The sequence below is a fragment of the Rhodococcus sp. CX genome (assembly GCF_015865005.1).
Classification (GTDB): domain Bacteria; phylum Actinomycetota; class Actinomycetes; order Mycobacteriales; family Mycobacteriaceae; genus Rhodococcus.
Window position 1 is genome coordinate 1 of sequence record NZ_JADZGH010000227.1, and the last position, 17646, is coordinate 17646.

Sequence of the window (17646 nt, forward strand, 5' to 3'; positions counted from 1 at the left end):
GATCAGTTCGTTTGGTTCCGGCTCGTACACCATCCTGATGGACGCAACCCCGATGACGGGCTTCCACTGGTAGATGCTCTGGTCTACGACAACACCCTGCGTGACATAGGGGTCCTCGGCGAGCAGGGAACGCAAGTCGTCTTCGCTGTCCGCTTTGAACACGAGCAGAGCGCCGGCGCCATCGGCCCAGGCGCCCGCTTCCTGCAGCACGCCTCGGGCGGCCGCGTCCTTGACGAAGACCAGGTGGTCGGCATGGGCAGCCTCTTTGACGGACGCATCAGTGGTGTACGACCAGATAACAGCGAACAGGGCCATGGTCACTCCTTGAGTGGGATACGGGATGTGAAATGGTGCGGATATTCAGATGAATGCGCACCTCAGAACGTTAAAAGTAGGGATGAGGTCAACAGTGTCCTATTGTGCAACACCTGCTGGTGGACGACGACGAATACAAAACGAAGAGAACGTGATCGGCGTTGAACGGCCGGCCCCGGCATTGGCTTGCATACTGTCGTAACCTTGCCAGGAGTTGCGCGTGGAACGAGCTCTGCTGATAGGCATCGACAAGATCCGCCGTGTAGGTAAGCCGCTACTCTGGCAGTGCCCCGGCGGCGCGCAGTTGCTCGATATCGTCTTCGAGAAGGCCGAGTTCTGTCAGTACAGCGTCGGTATCGGCGCCACGGTCACGCGGCCCGAACCGCACAGCACCGGGGGACCCAGCGAGCTTTACGGGTACGCCGAGACCCCGATAGCCATCACACTCGACCACCATCTCGCGGTGACGGACCTGCGGTAGCGAGAGGGCCTCTCCGACATTGTTCACCGACCCCGACGGTACGCCAGCTAGACGTAGCTGGTCCGCCAAAGCCTCGCGCTGCCAGGTGTTGACGAGGCCGCCGAGGATGTCGCGCAGTTGTGCTGCGTTTGCCATCCGGTCGGAGTTGGTGGTGAATCTCGGGTCGTCAGCCAGGTCGGGAGCGTCGAGCGCCACGGCCAGAGCGCGGAATTGCCGGTCGTTGCCTGCACCGATGAAAAAGGGGCCATCTGTGCAGGTGAACGTTTCATAGGGGCAGATCGTCGGGTGTGCCACGCCCGTCCGTTCCGGCGGGACACCAGTGGCAAACCACTTGCCGGCGTGGGGGTGCAGGATGGATACAGCATTGTCGAGCAGTGCTAGATCCACGAGTTGCCCGCGTCCGGTATTTTGCCGCACGTGGAGCGCCATGAGGATGCCGTTCACGGCGTTCAGACCCGTGATGATGTCGACCAGAGGGATCCCGATCCGCATGGCATCGCCGCTGGGCTCACCGTTGATGCTCATCAAACCTGAGAGGGCCTGGAGGATTGCGTCGTAACCGGGAGCGCCACCGAGCGGCCCATCGACGCCGTACCCGGTGATTCGACAGTGCACGAGGCGCGGGAATTCAGCGGCGAGCACGTCGTCGCCAAGTCCCACTTCGCGAGGGTGCCCGCTTTGAAGTTTTCGATGACGACATCAGCTTCGGCAAGCATCGTGCGCAGCAGTTGTTGGCCGGCCCCGGTACGCAGATCCACACTGATGTTGCGCTTATTGCGGTTCAAGCCATCGAAGTAGGCACTGTGGTCATCCTTGACGAAAGGTGGCCCCCAGCTGCGTGTGTCGTCGCCAGTAGGTGGTTCGACCTTGATCACGTCGGCACCGTGGTCGGCGAGCACTTGCGCGCACAGCGGGCCGGCCAGTACTCGCGAAAGATCGACGACCCGGATGTCGGTGAGTGCGCCGGTCCGTGGACGCAGGGTCTCGGAAGCGGAATCTCGAGTCTCGGCCGGGAGGATGGCAGATGAGGATTCAGGCATGATTGCTCATTCTGTGCGGTTGGAAGTCGCTGGCCTCCGGAGGGAAGGACAAAGCATGAACGGAATATCTTCGGCATTGCTGACCTGCACCAGCCGTTGGTAGGCGACGATAGTTTCGCGTCGAGCGGCGAGCGATGGAACTAAGGCGTGGACGCTCTCCCGGCCGCCTGGCAGTAAGCTTTCCTCGGCCGAACCGATCGCGGGATACCTACACGGGCTCGAATTCGGTGAGCGTCAGCAAACAGTAACTGTGGGCACACCCTTGCGACGCTGAAGATTACGTGCATGCTTTGTGTTGTTACGCGGTCCTTCCATCGGGATGAAGTCTCTGGCTAGGCGCACTATCGAGTGCGAGATGGAGAGGGCCGGCGAGCGTTGCGTATCCTATACGTATATCGATTTGTACTCGAGGTAGAAGTCCAGAGACTCGGGTCCGAATTCGCGGCCGACTCCACTGTTCTTCACACCACCGAACGGGGAACCGGTATCCAAGGAGTAGTAGTTCACTCCAACGGTGCCGGATCGAATACGTGACGCGAGGTTCAAGCCATGTTCGGTGTCCTTGGTGAAGACGACTCCTCCCAAACCGAATGGCGTATCGTTCGCCATGTCGATGGCTTCCTCTTCGGTCTCATAAGGGATGACGGAGATGACGGGTCCGAAAATCTCTTCCTGCGCTAGTGCACTGCGATTGTCGACACCATCGAAGATGGTGGGAGACACGAACCAGCCGCGGGTGCACTGTTCAGGGGGTTCGGCTCCGCCGCGAATCGTTCGGAATCCCTCGGACTGTCCCAGGCGGATGTAACTCCTCACCCGCTCCCGATGCTGCTCGCTTACCATGGGTCCCATGGTGACCGACTCGTCGAGTGGGTCTCCCATCACCAAGTCATCCACGTAGGACGCCAGGACATCGATGATCTCGCTGGACCGACTGTGGGGAACCAAGATGCGGGAATTCGTGGTGCATGTTTGCCCCCCGTTCTTGAGGACAGCGTCTTTGAGGCTTTTGACGAAGACGTCGAGGTCGGCGTCGGGGAGCACAATGGCTGCGGACTTGCCTCCGAGCTCCAGTGAGACCCTCTTGAAACTCCGGCCGGCGACTTCTCCGATCGCTTGACCTGCTGCAGTGGAACCGGTGAAGGCGATCTTGTCGACATCGGGATGGGCTACAAGGGCTTTGCCCGCATGAACGCCCCCGGCAACGATATTGAGGACGCCGGGTGGTAGACCGGCCTCCTCGGCTGCCTCTGCGAGCACATACGCGTCGAGCGCAGTCTCCGGCGCCGGCTTCAGAACTACAGTGCATCCTGCAGCGAGTGCTGGCGCGATCTTGGCCATCGCCAACAGCTGCGGATAGTTCCAGGCAGTGATTGCGCCGACGACCCCTACGGGTTCTTCCCGAACGATCGTAGAACCCATGCTGCTGGGACGGCGTGTCTCGAACGTTCGTGTCTCCACCACCTCTGCCATCGACCGCAGAATCGCTACCGGCGCCGTTGCGCTTGTGCTGACCGACAAGGAGGAAATCATTCCGGTCTGCCGGCTGACGAGCTCTGCCGTCGATCGTCCTCGACGCTCGAGGTGGTCGGCGAAGCGCCGCATAACTGCAGCGCGCTCGTGAGGGGTGCTGCGCCCCCACGGTCCTCGCTGGAGTGCGGCCCGCGCGGCGTGCACAGCCGCATTTATTTCCGCTGGTCCACCCATCGCAGCAACACCCAGAGGACGCTCCGTTGCTGCCTCGAACACCGTTGTCAGGTCTGGAGCACTAGATTTGCGCCATTGGCCGTCTATGAAAAAACATTCACGTTCAATGCTGTTGATGACAGGCATCATTCACTTCTTCCGAGGTTGGATCTGATTTAGTGAAGACTCACGATACCCGCAGTCCGTCGGTGTATCCTACGGCCTTTTCCTTCTGCCAGAAATCCAGGTACATGGGCAGACCGTTGAGATACTGGAGCATCTGGGGCTTCTTGCCGGGGATGTTGCTGCCGTTGTACCAGGACTTTGCATGCTTGAACAGCGCCATATCATCAGTGCCGTTGATGTGATCGGTCCACGCCTGGTCGGCTTCGTGGGTCGATTCGAACCGGGTAAGACCTTCCGACCGAAGAAATTCCAGGAACTCGACCATGACCTCGCCTTGACGCTCAGCGTTCGTGGAGCCGTTCGCAAAGGCGGCAGGGCTCTGCGGACCGTACACGAACATGGCGTTCGGAAATCCGGACGTGAATGCGCCGAGGTAAGCGTCGACGCCCTGATTCCACTTCTCGCCGAGGGTGACGCCAGCGGAGTTGCGGACCTTCATCGAAGTGAGCGCACCCGTATTATTGTTGAATCCAGTTGCGAGTACGATGATATCGAAATCTCCATGCTCGATACCGTCGGATGTGCGAATTCCGGTTGCCGTGAACCCGGTGATCGATGTCTCCTGGATGGAGACGAGTTCGACGTTCTCTTGGTTCATCACCTCGTAGTAGTTCTGGTGCAGGGCCGGCCGCTTGGCTCCGAACGGATGCGGAGCTACGTCAGGCACCAGCAGATCAGCCTTGACAGGGTCGAGGATCTGCGGCTTGATCTTGCTCTTCCAGAACTCGTAGACCATCGAGTTGGTTGCTTCGCTGAAGAGATAATCAGAGAAGTTCCCGAGCCAGAATGCGAAACCGCCCTGGTTCCAAAGGCGTTCGAACAGCGCGAGGCGCTCTTCCTCGGACGTGTCGACGCCGTTTCGGGGATCGAACTCGTAGTCGATCGCAGCAAATGTTTCGCGACACTTGACCGCCACATCCGGCATGGTTTCCTTCAGGGCTGCCTGCCTCTCGTCGTCGAGGTACTCCTGGTGCATCGGCAACGAGAGGTTCGGCGTCCGCTGGAAGACGGTGAGTTTCTCGACGACAGGGCCGGCTTCCTGAACGACTTGGACTGCGCTGGCGCCGGTGCCGATAATGGCAACTCGTTTGCCGGTCATGTCGATATCGTCTCGCCACCGTGCGGTGTGGACGAGTTCACCTCGATAGGCGTCCATTTCGGGGATATTCGGAATGTAGGGTTCGGTAGTGGACCCCGTCGCGAAGACCACGAAGCGTGCGCGGAAGCTCTCCTCGTTCTGTGAGACAAGGGTCCACATCCGCTCGTCCTCGTCGAACGTCGCGCTGACGACCTTGGTATTGAAGCGGGAGTCCTTGCTCAGGTCCAGTTTGGAGTCGACGTAGTTGAAGTAACTCCGCATCTCCTCGTGGTCCGGGAACATCTGTGAGAAGTTCCAGTCCTTCCAAAGGTATTCATCGGTGAACTGGTACACGGGTGCATGGCTGTCGACTCGCGCGCCCGGGTAGCGGTTGAGGCTCCAGGCGCCACCGAAGCCTCCACTGGCTTCGAGAAGGATCACGGAGAACCCTCTGTCCCGAAGGTGGCGCAGCTGATAGATCCCGCCGAAACCGCCGCCGACCACGATGACGTCGTAATCCTGCGTTTCCGTCGTGGCGTGCTCAGGGAGATGGGCTGATGTCATGGGCCTAGACCTTTCCGAGATTGAGGTGGGGCAGAGTTTCAGAGGCGTTGTCAGGCTTTGCTTTTCGAAGGCCGAACGGCCTGTCGGAGTTTGCGACCTCGTTGCGTATGTGGTGTGGCATGGGTCACGTAGATGGAGTGAGTCGACAATAACGGCCTTCCGAAAAATCCGCAACTACAAAGAAAAATACGCAAATACGTATAGCTGGTCCGGTTCTGCGACGTGGTCACGGCTTCTTCTGAAGCCGGGGGAGTCCCTTATCGGGACAGGGGTGCTTTCGTCGGCATCAGGTGAGATCGGGGGACTCGGGGCGGGCGTAGGACGAGTGGCTTGGCGCCGGCTGCACATCGAGGAGCGTGGGCCCATGGGTTCCGTCCGATTTTTCGGAGGGGACTACGGCGCCGAAGTGGCTGAAGCGAACTCGCTGTTCCGCAGTACTTGCGCGACGTTCCCCTGCGACCGGTCGGGGATTCGAAGCATGTCGGCAACGTCGATTGCGGCTACAGATTGCGAGACATGTTCAGGTGCATATTCTTCCGTTGCGATCGAAGTCGTCTGCTGGGCCAAGCCGACTGTCGCAGTCATCCAGTGGTCGATCTGGAAGTCGCGCCACGTGGAGTTTTGCACCCTATGGATTCGGTGACCGAGCAGCGCAGCTGGAATCAACCCTCTGTTTGGGGCGGGTCGCGAGATCGAGCAGGCGAGTCCGATCTCGATGAGAAGGGGTCACGCTCGCCCGGGGGACAACCACTCGGCCGTCGAGTATTGGTCACGAAAGCGAAGGCCTATCGAGGTGACCGCGATGGCCCTTGTTCGTGTTCGCATCACACAGAAACCACGGTGGAGTGGGCCATGGTTGACGCGGTCGCCGAGCCGGGGCAACCCACTTCTCGAGGAGCGAGTGCTCCGTGTTGCGGGCTAGCGAAAGCCCCACTTGGTGGCATACCGCAGGCAGATCTCGACGAGTTCGTCCTGCCGTTCGACGATGGTCTCCCGCACCCCGACCACGCCGAGGGTGGCGATGGTCCGGCCGCGTTCCCGGAGGGCGACCGAAACCCCGTCTGCATGTTCAACGGCCACACCGGGTGCCACGCATACGCCGGTGTTCTCGAGTTCATCGAGTGAGTGCAGGAAGCGCTCTACGAAGTCGGCATCGGAGGATGGTCGAGAGTTGAGGTACGCCCAGATGTCACGTTGATCGCGATCAGCCAGCAAGAGCCATCCTGCAGAGGTGCGCAGGAGGGATCGGCGCACCCGGTTCTCTGCCAGGTATGCGTAATGCGGGTCGGATGAGACGTGGTCGACGTAGAACAGGTCGTCACCGACAGACGTGGACAGTGTGGTGGTCAGCCCGGTCTCGGCGTGGACCTGCTCGAGCTGATCATGGCTGATCGAGGTGACCGGTGGTCTGCCGGCGATGACGTTGAGAAGATATGGCGCGGTGCCGAGGGTGTAGATCCGGTCGCGCTCGTCGAGGTAGCCGACGGCGACGAGACCGTTGATCAGGCCCTGGACCGAACTGACGGGCGCGGTGAGTGCCCTTGCGATAGCGGTGAGGGTGAGGCCGTTTTCGGACCGGGCTACGAGTTCGAGGATCGCCGCCACCCGATCGACCATGCGGTGCCGGGGGCGCCCGGGAACCTTTTCGACCGGCACGGCTCCGGGGGTCCCAGGAGTGTCAGCCATTTCGTGAGCCTATCAACAGGGAGAACTCCTCCAACCAATACATAATTACGTAAGATAATTCTCTATTGCGTAGATGTCCAGAACTGGATAGTGTCCACTCGAGATGGGGCCGGCGTTCGCCCCCCGATCCGACCGGCCGCCACTTACCGGCCGTCGGTGAAATTTACCCGAGCAGCTCGGGCATCGCCCCAGACAGAACTTCCTATGGAGGCACTATGAATCCCTCCGTCGCGCCACCGACGACGGTGACCACCGATGAAATGAATGCCCTACGCGCCGAGGTACGCACGTTTCTCGAGAAAGAAACCGCGGCAGGGACACTGACACCCGGCATCGACACCTGGCTCACCCGGTGGGACGAGGACTTCACCCGCCGCCTGGCCGAACACGGTTGGGTAGGAATGACCATCCCGACCGAGTACGGCGGGCGCGGCCGGACCCATCTCGAGCGTTTCGTTGTCACCGAGGAGCTGCTCGCGGTCGGTGCTCCGGTCGCAGCGCAATGGGTGGCAGACCGCCAGATTGCACCGTCGCTGCTGAAATACGGCACCGAAGAGCAGAAGCACGAATACCTTCCCCGGATCGCTGCGGGCAAGTGTTTCTTCGGCATAGGCATGAGCGAACCCGACTCGGGATCGGATCTGGCCAGTGTCCGGACCCGCGGCACCCGCGCGGACAGCGGTTGGACCGTGACCGGCACCAAAGTGTGGACCTCAGGGGCCCAACACGCTGAGGCATTCATCGTGCTGGCCCGCACGGAACCATTCGACACGGCAAACCGCCACGCGGGTCTGAGCCAGTTCATCGTTGACCTTCGTTCCCCCGGCGTGACGATCCGGCCGATCATTTCCCTCTCCGGCGACCACCACTTCAACGAGGTAGTTCTGGACGAGGTATTCGTTCCCGACGCCATGGTCTTCGGCACTCTGGGCAACGGATGGGAACAGGTCAACTCGGAGCTTGCCTTCGAGCGCAGTGGACCCGAGCGTTTCCTTTCCACATTCCGGCTCCTGGCCACCGAGATCGGCGCGGTCCAAAAGGGACTGCTGCCCGAGCGCACCGACCTAGGACGGTCGGTGGCCCGGATGGTCGGATTGCACGCACTGAGCCAGAACATTGCCGGAGCCCTTCAACGGGGTGAAGAAGGCCGACACCGCCGCCGCCCTGGTCAAGCTCCTCGGTACCAGCATGGAAGGCGACCTCGTCGAGTACGTCTCTGACCGGATGGGCGACGAGACCATGGACGGGCAAGCGGAAATCGAGGCTCTGTGCAGGGCCGGACTACACCAGCGTCCGGGGTTCACGCTCCGCGGCGGTACCAACGAGATCCTGCGCGGCGTGATCGCGCGGGGGCTGGGGATGCGCTGATGACCACGACCGCGATCACAATCAACCTTGCCGTAGACCGGGATCTCCAGGACCTCATGGTTGATCTCGTCGCCGGGCACTCGGGACCGGGCATGGAGCCGGATCCGGCCGCTGTGTGGGCTACTTTGGGTGCGGTCGGACTGGCCAGGCTGACCGCACCCGAGGAGACCGGGGGCAGCGGGGCGGGTTGGGTCGAGGCCGCTGCTCTATTGCGAACCACCGCCGCTGGCGGCGTGGCCGTGCCCTTCGCCGAGACCGATCTGTTGGCGGGGCCCTTGCGGCGCGCGGCTGGCATCGACGACTCGTCGCAGGACACAGCGACCGTCGCCGTCCTGAGGGCGGACGGCCTCGCGCGGCGTGTGCCCTGGGCCGGTGCCACCGGGTCCGTTGTCTGCGTACGCTGGGCCGATGCGGGCTACGAGGTCGCGGACGTGCCCACCGATCGGCTGACCGTCGAGGCGGTCGAGGGTATCTCCGAGGTGCCCCTCGGGTCGGTCCGGGTCGACGGTAACGTCACCTGGTCACCTGTGGCCACCCATGTCGTCGAGGACTACGTCCTGCGCGGCGCCCTCATCCGTGCGATCCAGTCCGTCGGCGCCATGGAGGGCATGCTGGCTTCGGCGATTGCACACACCACCGACCGCACTCAGTTCGGCCGACCCCTGGCGCGGTTCCAGTCCGTGCAGAATCTCGTGGTCGACACTGCAGCCGAGTCCGTCCTCGCACGTGCCGCCGGCGACTTCTCATCCTTTCGTGTCGCGGTGGCCCGTAGCGTGGTCTCACAGGCGCTGGCCGTGGTGGTGCGCAACACCCACCAAGTGCACGGCGCGATGGGCACGACCCACGAGCACACCCTCCACCGGCTTACCCTGCCGGCGTTGCAGTGGCGTTCGGAGTTCGGGTCCGCTGCGTTCTGGGAGCGTCACCTCAGCCGCGCTGCCGTCGCCAGCAGTATGGACGGGCCCTGGCCGATGATCGTTGAGGGTACGCGGATCGAGGGTGCAGCTTCCGCGTATCTCCATGCTGTATCCGGACTTTCACGTCATGACTGAGTGCATGGGTTCATGACGAGGGTGACATCGTTGCGGAGCGTGTTCGCCGGCGGTCGGGGTGCGGCTGAGCGGCAGGACCGAAAGGTCCTGCCGCTCGAGCTCTCACCCCCGACTCATCGCAGCGTGCGGGGCGCGGATCGAATCAACGCTATCCGTAGACCTCTGCGTACAGTTCGGCGATTTCGTCGACAGAGGGCACAACCGGGTTGTTGCCCGGCGAACCCGAATCGAGCGCCTGTTGCGCCATCAGTGGGATCAGATCGTTCCAGCGAACGCGGTCGATGCCGTGGTCGCGTGGAGTGGGAACAGCCAGGTCGCGACACAGTTCGACGAGGGAGTCGACGAGGGACTGCGCAGCGATACCGTCACCGGTGGATTCGGTGGCCACACCGAGGGCCCTGGCGCAGTCTGCGTACCGTGATGCGGCGCCTTTGACGGAGAACGCGGTGATCGCCGGAAGCAGCATGGCGTTGGACAGCCCGTGCGCGACATGGAAGTGCGCGCCGATGGGTCGGCTCATTCCGTGAACGAGGGCCACGCTCGCGTTCGAGAACGCCATACCGGCCTGGGTGGCGGCGAGCATCATGGCTTCTCGTGCCTGCTTGTTCTCGCCGTCTTCGTACGCGGCGCGCAGGTTCTGGCCGATGGTGCGCACGGCTGCGAGTGCGAGGCCGTCGGAGAAGGGGTTGGCTTTTCGGCTCACATACGCCTCGATTGCGTGGGTAAGTGCATCGACTCCCGTGTCGGCAGTCAGGCGAGGGGGCATGGACACTGTCAGTTCGAAGTCCACGATTGCTGCGATGGGAAGGAAGGACAGGCCTGGACAGAGCATCTTCTCGTCCGTGGCGCTGTCGCTGATGACGGTGAACTGTGTAGCCTCCGAGCCGCTGCCGGCGGTGGTCGGGATTGCGACGACGGGAAGCGCTGGTCCGGTGTAGACGTGCGGGGCCTTGTAGTCCCGCATCCGGCCTCCGCGGACCCCGAGGACGGCCAGTGCCTTGGCGGTATCCATCGGGCTGCCGCCACCGAATCCGATGACCGAGTCGGCGTTGTGCTCGGCAAGTAGGGCGAGTCCCGTTTCGAGGGAGTCGGTGGTGGGGTCGGGAACGGTGTCGTCGAACAGGGCTGGTGTGGTGCGCGCTTCGCGCAGGAGGCTCAGGATCCGTTCGGACGCACCTGTCGAGGTCAGGAACTTGTCGGTCACCAGTACCGGGCGCTGCAATCCGAGTTGGCGGATCACGTCGCCGATTTCGTCGAGGGTGCCCCCGCCGATTCGCATGAACCGTGGGAAGGCGATCTGAATACTCATGGTGCCGTCCTTAGTCGTTCTGAGGGAAGCCGAGGTTGATGCCGCCGTGGTTGGGGTCGAGCCAGCGGGTGGTGACGACCTTGCCGCGGGTGAAGAAGTGCACGCCTTCGGTGCCGTGGGCGTGTGTGTCGCCGAAGAGGGAGTTCTTCCAGCCGCCGAAGCTGTAGTACGCGGTGGGGACGGGGATGGGGACGTTGACGCCGACCATGCCGACCTCGACTTCGTTCTGGAAGCGGCGGGCTGCGCCGCCGTCGTTGGTGAAGATGGCGGTGCCGTTGCCATAGGGGTTGGAGTTGATCAGTTCGAGGGCTTCGTCGTAGGTCTCGACCCGTACGACGGACAGGACGGGGCCGAAGATCTCATCGGTGTAGACGCTCATGTCGGTGGTGACGTGATCCAGAAGGGTCGGTCCGAGCCAGAATCCGTCACTTCCGCCGTCGGCCTTCACGGCCCGGCCGTCGACTACGACGGAGGCGCCGGCAGCTTCGCCGGCGTCGATATAGGAGGACACTTTGTCGCGATGCGCCTTGCTCACCAATGGGCCCATGTCCGAGTCCTTTGTGCCGTCGCCCGTTTTCAGGCTCACTGTGCGATCCTTGATCTTTGCAACCAGCTCATCGGCGATGTCCCCGACCGCCACCAATGCGGAGATCGCCATGCAGCGCTCACCGGCGGAGCCGAAGCCCGCGTTCACCATCGCGTCAGCGGCCAGATCGAGGTCGGCGTCCGGCAGGACGACGGCGTGGTTCTTCGCGCCGCCGAGCGCCTGGACGCGCTTGCTGTGGGCGGTTGCGGTCTCGTAGACGTACCTCGCGATGGGGGTTGAACCGACGAAAGAAATGGCCTTGATCGCCGGATTGGTGAGTAGTTCGTCGACCGCTGTCTTGTCACCCTGCAGGACGTTGAACACGCCGGCGGGTAGGCTCGCCTCGGCCCACAGTTCGGCGATCCACAGCGCTGCAGTGGGAACCTTTTCCGACGGCTTGAGGACCACGGTGTTTCCGGCGGCAATCGCGATGGGGAAGAACCACATCGGAACCATGGCGGGAAAGTTGAACGGTGAGATGATTCCGACCGGCCCGATGGGCTGGCGGATCGACGCCATGTCGACCTTGGTCGACGCGTTCTCGGTCATCCCGCCCTTGAGAAGGTGGGCGATGCCGCAGGCATACTCGACGACCTCCTGGCCGCGGGACACCTCGCCGAGCGCGTCGGAGAGCACCTTGCCGTGCTCGGAGGTAATGATCGCAGCCAGTTCCTGCTTGCGGGCGTTGAGTAGTTCACGGAACGCGAACAGAATCTGTGTGCGCTTGGCAATCGAGGTATCACGCCACGCGGGAAACGCCGCCGCGGCCGCCTCGATCACCGCGCGGGCGTCGTCGGCGCTCGCAAGCGCAACTTCTGCAGTCACTGCGCCGGTGGCGGGGTTGGTGACCGGGGCAGATGTGCCGTTCGTGCCGGTGAATGGCTTGTTGTCCAACCAGTGTGGGATGACGGTCATGACTATTCGCTTCCTGCGACTGTGGGGGTTTTCTCGAGTCTGTCGGTGCAGAGATGCCGCGGTCAACGAGTATCTTCGCAGTGAGAACTGCAATTTTGCAGCAGCGAGGGAGTGAGATGTTCACAGCCGATAACATGCGTTTTCTGCTGGAGTTGTCACGGACCGGGCGGATCGTGGAAGCGGCCAAACGGCTGGACGTCGATCAGACCACGGTGTCGCGCAGGATCACCAGACTCGAAAAAGATATGGGAGCACGACTTTTCGACCGGGGATCGACGGGTTGGCAACTGACCGAGGCCGGCCGGCGCCTCGTTCCGTACGCAGAATCGGTCGAATCGACCCTCTTGGCCGCACTCGACGCGACATCGTCCGCTGGATCCGGCAGTCTTCACGGCACTGTCCGGATCCTCACCCCGGACGGCTTCGGCGCCTATGTGTTGGTTCCGGGACTGGGTATGGTGCGCGACAGACACCCTCACCTGTTCACCGAGCTGCGTACGTCGACCACGCACGACCTGGTGACGGGTCGAGATTTCGACCTCGCGGTCACTCTCGAACGGCCGTCCCCGCGATCGGTGTCCGTCAGTAAGCTGGCCAACTACGACCTGCGTCTTTATGCATCGCGTAGCTACCTCGACTCGCACAGTGCGATCGAGTCCCTCGACGACCTCGAGGACCACACGTTGGTGTGGTACGTGAACGCCATCTTGGACGTCGAGCCTCTACGTCGACTCGAACGTCTACTGCCCGAAAATCGCGCGCATGTCCAGACGAACAACATCACTGGCCACTATCAGGCCGTCAGGCATGGAGTGGGTATCGCTCCGCTCCCGACCTACATCGGTAATGCCGACCCCGATCTCGTGGCCGTTCTCCCGGACAAGTTCGTGGCCGAGAGAACCTATTGGTTGGTTGTTCCGCGAGAACTGGCCCGCCTGGCGCGGGTGCGGGCCATCATCGACGTTCTTCTCGACATCGTCACTGAGAATCCAGATCTGAGGGCGCCAGGTCAGGGCAGTGATTCAGGCTGATTCGCGTGCCGACCGGGACACCTGTGGCGGTGGAGAGGACGTGCCACGAGCAGCAGTGCATCGGCGAAATCTCTGGCTGCGAAGCCTCCGCTGATCGACCGGCGACCGCCGGCCGAGCCGCTTCTGGATACGGCAGGCGTTGTACCGATCGTCGATGTCGGCGATGAGGCCGGTATCGGCCTGGTCGCAGATGCGTCATTTTGGAGATACACCGGCTCGGTCTCGAGTGTGGAGACGAATTCTCCGCCAGGGCGTCGTTCTGTGAGTCTCCGCCCGGCGACCTCCGCGCCTTGTCCGTCTCGTGGCGCCGAAGGAACTGGAAAGCGTGGGAATGCCGAGCAGCACATTGCCTTTCAGCGTTCCGCCTGCGGGTCTTTATTCGGTCGATCTCGTCGGCGACAGGATGGCACGTCGACGTGATCGGTTCGCGGCGTCCGACGAGTGGATCGTATAGCTGCTGCTGCGTTGTCCTGCGTCCGGTCGCCTACCAGGTGGTGCCCGAAGAGCACCTCCCTCCTGCTCTCGTCGACGCGAACCCGTGGGGTATCCCCCGCCGGGTGAACGGCCGGCTGTCGTAGGGCCACCGACGCTCGGGATGTCACCTCGGCCCGGACAGGGCACGCCCAGGCCCGTGCCTGTTGCTCGACTGCGCTCGGGTTCGCGTGTGCCTTTGTGTCACAAGGACATCCAGTGATCCGCGCAGGCGGTCACGTCCGTGTGTACTGCACAATCAACGACACGACGGTCTCCCTCAGGAGGCCGTCGTGTCGTCGGTTGTGGGGATCAGGAGGTGGTGGTGTCGGGAGTTTCCGGTTCCGCGTCGGCGGCGGTGATCTTTCCGCCGTTCTCGTCGACGAAGTACAGGATGACTGCGCCGATCATCGGTCCGACGGCGAGGGCCGCGAACGCGGCGAGGAACGACCCGGTGGCCGAGAAGACCGCGCCGATCGCGAGGGGGACGAGGGTGCTGGCGATCTGCCAGAAGGCGTTCGATGCGCCGGCGGCGGTACCGGTGACCTCGCTCGAGACCAGGCGGGGAATCATCGCAACGATCAGCCTATCGTGCGGTGGGCGACATCGGTGATCGAGTTGTGAGGCCGGGTGGACCATGCTCCGGGCACGGTGTGGAGTGAGGCCACAGCACGGGCTGTGTCGATGAAATCGCGTACGGCCTTCGACACGACATCCGTGCGCCAGGCGATGGACAGCGCGGTGGGCGGGATGTCGGTCACCGGAACGAAGGCCAGGCTCGGTCTGCTGTAGAAGCGTTGCGTCGATGCTTGCGAGAATGCGACGCCGCGCTCGGCGAGAATCGCTTCGAAGCATTCGTCGACGGTGGCGACGTCTGCGCCGACCCGGACGGGTTCGCCTTGTCGTGATTCGGTGGCCAGCCAGTAGTTTCGCCAGTTCTCCGGTGCTTTCCGTGCGACGAAGAACTCGTTGGTGACCTGTTGGACGCTCACCTCGGGTAGCTGGGCGAGCGGGTGATTGGCGGACACGACCATCACGCGGGGTTCGACGAACAGGGTTTCCATGCTCAACCAGTCCTGCATCAGCAGCGGGGGCCGGACGAAGGCTACATCGGAGGATCCGTCGGCCAACCCGACATACGGGTCGGAGAAGTCGTAGGAATGCATCTGGACCTGGATGTCCGGATGCAGTGACTGGAATGTGCTCAGGATGTGGGGTGTGAGCTCGGCAGCTGCGTTGCCTTGGAAGCCGATGACCAGTTTGCGGGTACTGACCCCGTGGGCGGCCTCGCGGGTGAGGTTGACGGCTCGTTCGGCGTTCGCCAGTAGTCGGCGGCTTTCGTCGAGCAGGATCTGGCCGGCGGGGGTCAGTTCGACATGTCTGCTGCTGCGCAGCAGTAGCACTGCGCCGAGGTTCTGCTCGAGCTTGCGGATCTGCACGCTCAGGGAGGGTTGAGCGATGTGCAGGCGGGCGGCTGCGCGCCCGAAGTGCAGCTCTTCGGCAACTGCCACGAAATAGGACAGAAGTCGCAGGTCGAGCTGGGGTTGCATGGTTCCGAGGCTAGACAATGCCGCCGGAGGAGACCAGTAGTCGTTGCCTATCGATCCGGGCCGGATAGGTATTGGACGCACCCGGCGGACACGAGGTGTGATGGCTGTCATGGCCGGCGCGGCATCCGGGAGTGCAGCACTTTCTCGGATTCGGGTCGGCATACCGGAGCGAGTGCTCGCACTCGGCCTCGCTGTCTCCCTCATCGAAGGAATCCCACATGACCGTCACTACGCGTGCCCTCGACACGGCCGACTGGGCTGCCTCGTTCACCGAGGCGAACAACGCCGACCCCGAGATCCAGGCGCACGGCAAGTACTTCACCTGCTCGTACCTGCTCGACATGACCGACCACACGTTCGTCGTCCAGATGAGCCGCGGCAACGTGGTGGACATCGCGATCGACCCCGGTCCGCTGGATGTGCCGTATCAGTTCGCGCTGCGTGCCAGCGCGGACACCTGGCGCAACTTCGGCGTCCCGGTGCCCGCCCCGATGTACCACGGCATCTGGGCGGCGAGCTTCCAGCGCGACATGAAGCTCGAAGGCGACATTCTGGTGCTGATGCAGAACCTGCGGTGTCTCACCCGCCAGATCGAGCTTCTGCGCACCGTCGGCGTCCCGGTCTGATCCTCCCACCCCCTTTGAGCCGTAAGGAACACTGATGAGCAAGATTTCCCCGGTCACCGGCCACTACGTCGACGTCGACGTCGACGGACTGCTGTACAAGGTCTTCTACCTCGAAAACGGCACCGGGCAACCCCTCGTGTGCCAGCACACCGCCGGATGCCACAACCACCAGTGGCGCGGTCTCCTCGAAGACGAGGAGATCACCGAGAACTACCGTGTCATCGCCTACGACCTGCCGCGGCACGGCAAGTCGGATCCGCCGGAGAACACCGAATGGTGGACCGAGGAGTACCAGCTCTCCGCGGACCACTTCGCCAACTTCATCGTGGCGCTGTGCGACGCGCTCGAACTCGAGAACCCCATCTTCATGGGCTCCTCCTTCGGTGGGAACATCGCACTGCAGCTTGCGCTTCGTCACCCCGACCGCTTCGCCGGCGTCATTCCCGTCGAGGGCGCCGACTACTCGCCCGGCTTCTACCTCGACTGGTGGCAGCATCCACACGCCAACGCAGCACAGGTCTGCGCCAGCGGCGTATGGGACCTCATGGCCCCGCAGTCGCCGGAGACGGACCGCTGGAAGACCTGGTTCTACTACAGCCAGGGCTCCGAGTCCTTCCGCGGTGACCTGCACTTCTACTCGGTCGATCACGACCTGCGCGGAAAGCTCGCAGACATCGACGGTGACCGGTGCCCGGTCGTGATGCTGACCGGCGACTACGACTACCTCACCACCCCCGAGGACAGTGCACGCACCGCGGCGCAGATCCCGAACGCCGAGTTCATCGAAATGAAGGAGATCGGCCACTTCCCGATGAGCGAAAACCACGCTGTCTTCCGCGGTTACCTCATCCGGGCTCTCGAAGTCCTTCAGGACAAGGCCGGCAAGACCGTCACCACCAGGTAGCATCCGCCGCTCGCTCGGGTGTGATCGCTGAATGAAGGTGGCCACACCCGAGCGACGGAATCGCCTCCGATGCCCTGTGTCGCCGACTAGGCGGCGCGGCGTCGAACCTCCACACACTCGGCAGGAGCCATGACCCATACTCTCCCCGCGGGCGTCCCGACCCAACTCTGGATCGGTGGAAAGCTCGTCGATTCGTCTACCGGCACCACCTTTTCCGTGGAGGACCCCGCGACCGGTATCGCGATTGCACACGTCGCCGACGCCGCACCTGAAGACGGACTCCGAGCTCTCGAACACGCCACCACCGCGCAAAGGGACTGGGCGCGGACCCCATCGCGTCGACGCGGCGAAATCTTGCGCACCGCATTCGAACTCATCCACCAACGGGCAGACGACTTCGCGCGCACCATCACTCTCGAGATGGGCAAACCGCTCCACGAAGCGTATGGGGAGGTCGAATACGGCGCATCATTCCTGCACTGGTTTGCTGAGGAAGCGACCCGTATCAACGGGCGAATCTCGCCGTCCCCGTCGGGAACCGGCACCATTGTCGTCACCAGAGAACCGGTAGGGCCGGTACTGGCCATCACCCCCTGGAACTTTCCGCTGGCCATGGCCACGCGCAAAATCGGTCCCGCACTGGCCGCCGGCTGTCCGATCATCGTCAAGCCCGCGGCCGAAACGCCACTGACGATGCTGCTGGTCGGCCAGATCTTCGCAGATGCGGGTCTGCCCGATGGTGTGTTGTCGATTCTGCCCACCTCCGATGCCGCGGCACTGACCGGACCACTGATCGAC

13 protein-coding genes and 2 pseudogenes are annotated in these 17646 nt (G+C 62.8%); 6 read left to right on the top strand and 9 right to left on the bottom strand.

The genetic code is table 11. The features are described from left to right. The 5 genes and pseudogenes from I0Q12_RS25295 to I0Q12_RS25315 all read right to left on the bottom strand — a co-directional run. Positions 1 to 315 (bottom strand): YciI family protein (locus tag I0Q12_RS25295; protein ID WP_197255866.1); only part of this gene is annotated, 315 nt, incomplete at its 3' end. A 274-nt stretch (positions 316 to 589) separates the two neighbouring features. Continuing rightward, positions 590 to 1836 (bottom strand): annotated as a pseudogene (locus tag I0Q12_RS25300) (CaiB/BaiF CoA transferase family protein). A gap of 384 nt (positions 1837 to 2220) precedes the next feature. Continuing rightward, complete coding sequence (locus I0Q12_RS25305) at positions 2221 to 3669, bottom strand: aldehyde dehydrogenase (protein WP_197255868.1); 1449 nt, start codon at positions 3667 to 3669, stop codon at positions 2221 to 2223. Positions 3670 to 3709: 40 nt separating this feature from the next. Further along, positions 3710 to 5350: an NAD(P)/FAD-dependent oxidoreductase gene (locus I0Q12_RS25310; RefSeq protein WP_197255870.1), complete on the bottom strand. Its 1641-nt coding sequence runs from the start codon at positions 5348 to 5350 to the stop codon at positions 3710 to 3712. A gap of 918 nt (positions 5351 to 6268) precedes the next feature. Next, a complete protein-coding gene (locus I0Q12_RS25315) occupies positions 6269 to 6967 on the bottom strand; it encodes a helix-turn-helix domain-containing protein (protein ID WP_197255910.1) in 699 nt (232 codons plus the stop codon). A 284-nt stretch (positions 6968 to 7251) separates the two neighbouring features. Here I0Q12_RS25315 and I0Q12_RS25320 point away from each other — a divergent pair. Further along, positions 7252 to 8404, top strand: a pseudogene (locus I0Q12_RS25320) (acyl-CoA dehydrogenase family protein). Further along, complete coding sequence (locus tag I0Q12_RS25325; protein WP_197255872.1) at positions 8404 to 9456, top strand: acyl-CoA dehydrogenase family protein; 1053 nt, start codon at positions 8404 to 8406, stop codon at positions 9454 to 9456. Before I0Q12_RS25320 ends, I0Q12_RS25325 begins: the two are co-directional and overlap by 1 nt. Before the next feature lie 148 nt (positions 9457 to 9604). On the opposite strand, the gene I0Q12_RS25330 is transcribed toward I0Q12_RS25325, so the two are convergent. Then, a complete protein-coding gene (locus tag I0Q12_RS25330) occupies positions 9605 to 10765 on the bottom strand; it encodes an iron-containing alcohol dehydrogenase (RefSeq protein WP_197255873.1) in 1161 nt (386 codons plus the stop codon). Positions 10766 to 10775: 10 nt separating this feature from the next. Further along, on the bottom strand, positions 10776 to 12266 hold the full coding sequence (locus tag I0Q12_RS25335) for a CoA-acylating methylmalonate-semialdehyde dehydrogenase (protein ID WP_197255912.1): 1491 nt from the start codon (positions 12264 to 12266) through the stop codon (positions 10776 to 10778). A 116-nt stretch (positions 12267 to 12382) separates the two neighbouring features. Here I0Q12_RS25335 and I0Q12_RS25340 point away from each other — a divergent pair, with 116 nt between their 5' ends. Then, entirely contained in the window at positions 12383 to 13297 is a 915-nt protein-coding gene (locus tag I0Q12_RS25340; protein WP_197255874.1) for a LysR family transcriptional regulator, read from the top strand. Between the two features lie 783 nt (positions 13298 to 14080). Here the strand turns inward: I0Q12_RS25340 and I0Q12_RS25345 are convergent. Beyond that, positions 14081 to 14341, bottom strand: a complete 261-nt coding sequence (locus I0Q12_RS25345; RefSeq protein WP_231611425.1) for a hypothetical protein — start codon at positions 14339 to 14341, stop codon at positions 14081 to 14083. An 8-nt stretch (positions 14342 to 14349) separates the two neighbouring features. Beyond that, positions 14350 to 15318, bottom strand: a complete 969-nt coding sequence (locus I0Q12_RS25350) for a LysR family transcriptional regulator (RefSeq protein WP_197255875.1) — start codon at positions 15316 to 15318, stop codon at positions 14350 to 14352. Positions 15319 to 15536: 218 nt separating this feature from the next. Here I0Q12_RS25350 and I0Q12_RS25355 point away from each other — a divergent pair, with 218 nt between their 5' ends. From I0Q12_RS25355 to I0Q12_RS33920, 3 genes are all read left to right on the top strand, one after another. Then, a complete protein-coding gene (locus tag I0Q12_RS25355) occupies positions 15537 to 15944 on the top strand; it encodes a hypothetical protein (protein ID WP_197255876.1) in 408 nt (135 codons plus the stop codon). 34 nt (positions 15945 to 15978) lie between these two features. Further along, on the top strand, positions 15979 to 16848 hold the full coding sequence (locus tag I0Q12_RS25360) for an alpha/beta fold hydrolase (protein ID WP_197255877.1): 870 nt from the start codon (positions 15979 to 15981) through the stop codon (positions 16846 to 16848). 129 nt (positions 16849 to 16977) lie between these two features. Next, on the top strand, positions 16978 to 17646 hold a 669-nt coding region (locus tag I0Q12_RS33920; RefSeq protein WP_231611426.1), incomplete at its 3' end, for an aldehyde dehydrogenase family protein.

Excerpts from the sequence above, each read along its gene's own strand:
- I0Q12_RS25305 (WP_197255868.1), bottom strand. The coding sequence starts at position 3,669 with ATGCCTGTCATCAACAGCATTGAACGTGAATGTTTTTTCATAGACGGC.
- I0Q12_RS25310 (WP_197255870.1), bottom strand. The coding sequence starts at position 5,350 with ATGACATCAGCCCATCTCCCTGAGCACGCCACGACGGAAACGCAGGAT.
- I0Q12_RS25315 (WP_197255910.1), bottom strand. The coding sequence starts at position 6,967 with ATGGTCGATCGGGTGGCGGCGATCCTCGAACTCGTAGCCCGGTCCGAA.
- I0Q12_RS25325 (WP_197255872.1), top strand. The coding sequence starts at position 8,404 with ATGACCACGACCGCGATCACAATCAACCTTGCCGTAGACCGGGATCTC.
- I0Q12_RS25330 (WP_197255873.1), bottom strand. The coding sequence starts at position 10,765 with ATGAGTATTCAGATCGCCTTCCCACGGTTCATGCGAATCGGCGGGGGC.
- I0Q12_RS25335 (WP_197255912.1), bottom strand. The coding sequence starts at position 12,266 with ATGACCGTCATCCCACACTGGTTGGACAACAAGCCATTCACCGGCACG.
- I0Q12_RS25340 (WP_197255874.1), top strand. The coding sequence starts at position 12,383 with ATGTTCACAGCCGATAACATGCGTTTTCTGCTGGAGTTGTCACGGACC.
- I0Q12_RS25345 (WP_231611425.1), bottom strand. The coding sequence starts at position 14,341 with ATGATTCCCCGCCTGGTCTCGAGCGAGGTCACCGGTACCGCCGCCGGC.
- I0Q12_RS25350 (WP_197255875.1), bottom strand. The coding sequence starts at position 15,318 with ATGCAACCCCAGCTCGACCTGCGACTTCTGTCCTATTTCGTGGCAGTT.
- I0Q12_RS25355 (WP_197255876.1), top strand. The coding sequence starts at position 15,537 with ATGACCGTCACTACGCGTGCCCTCGACACGGCCGACTGGGCTGCCTCG.
- I0Q12_RS25360 (WP_197255877.1), top strand. The coding sequence starts at position 15,979 with ATGAGCAAGATTTCCCCGGTCACCGGCCACTACGTCGACGTCGACGTC.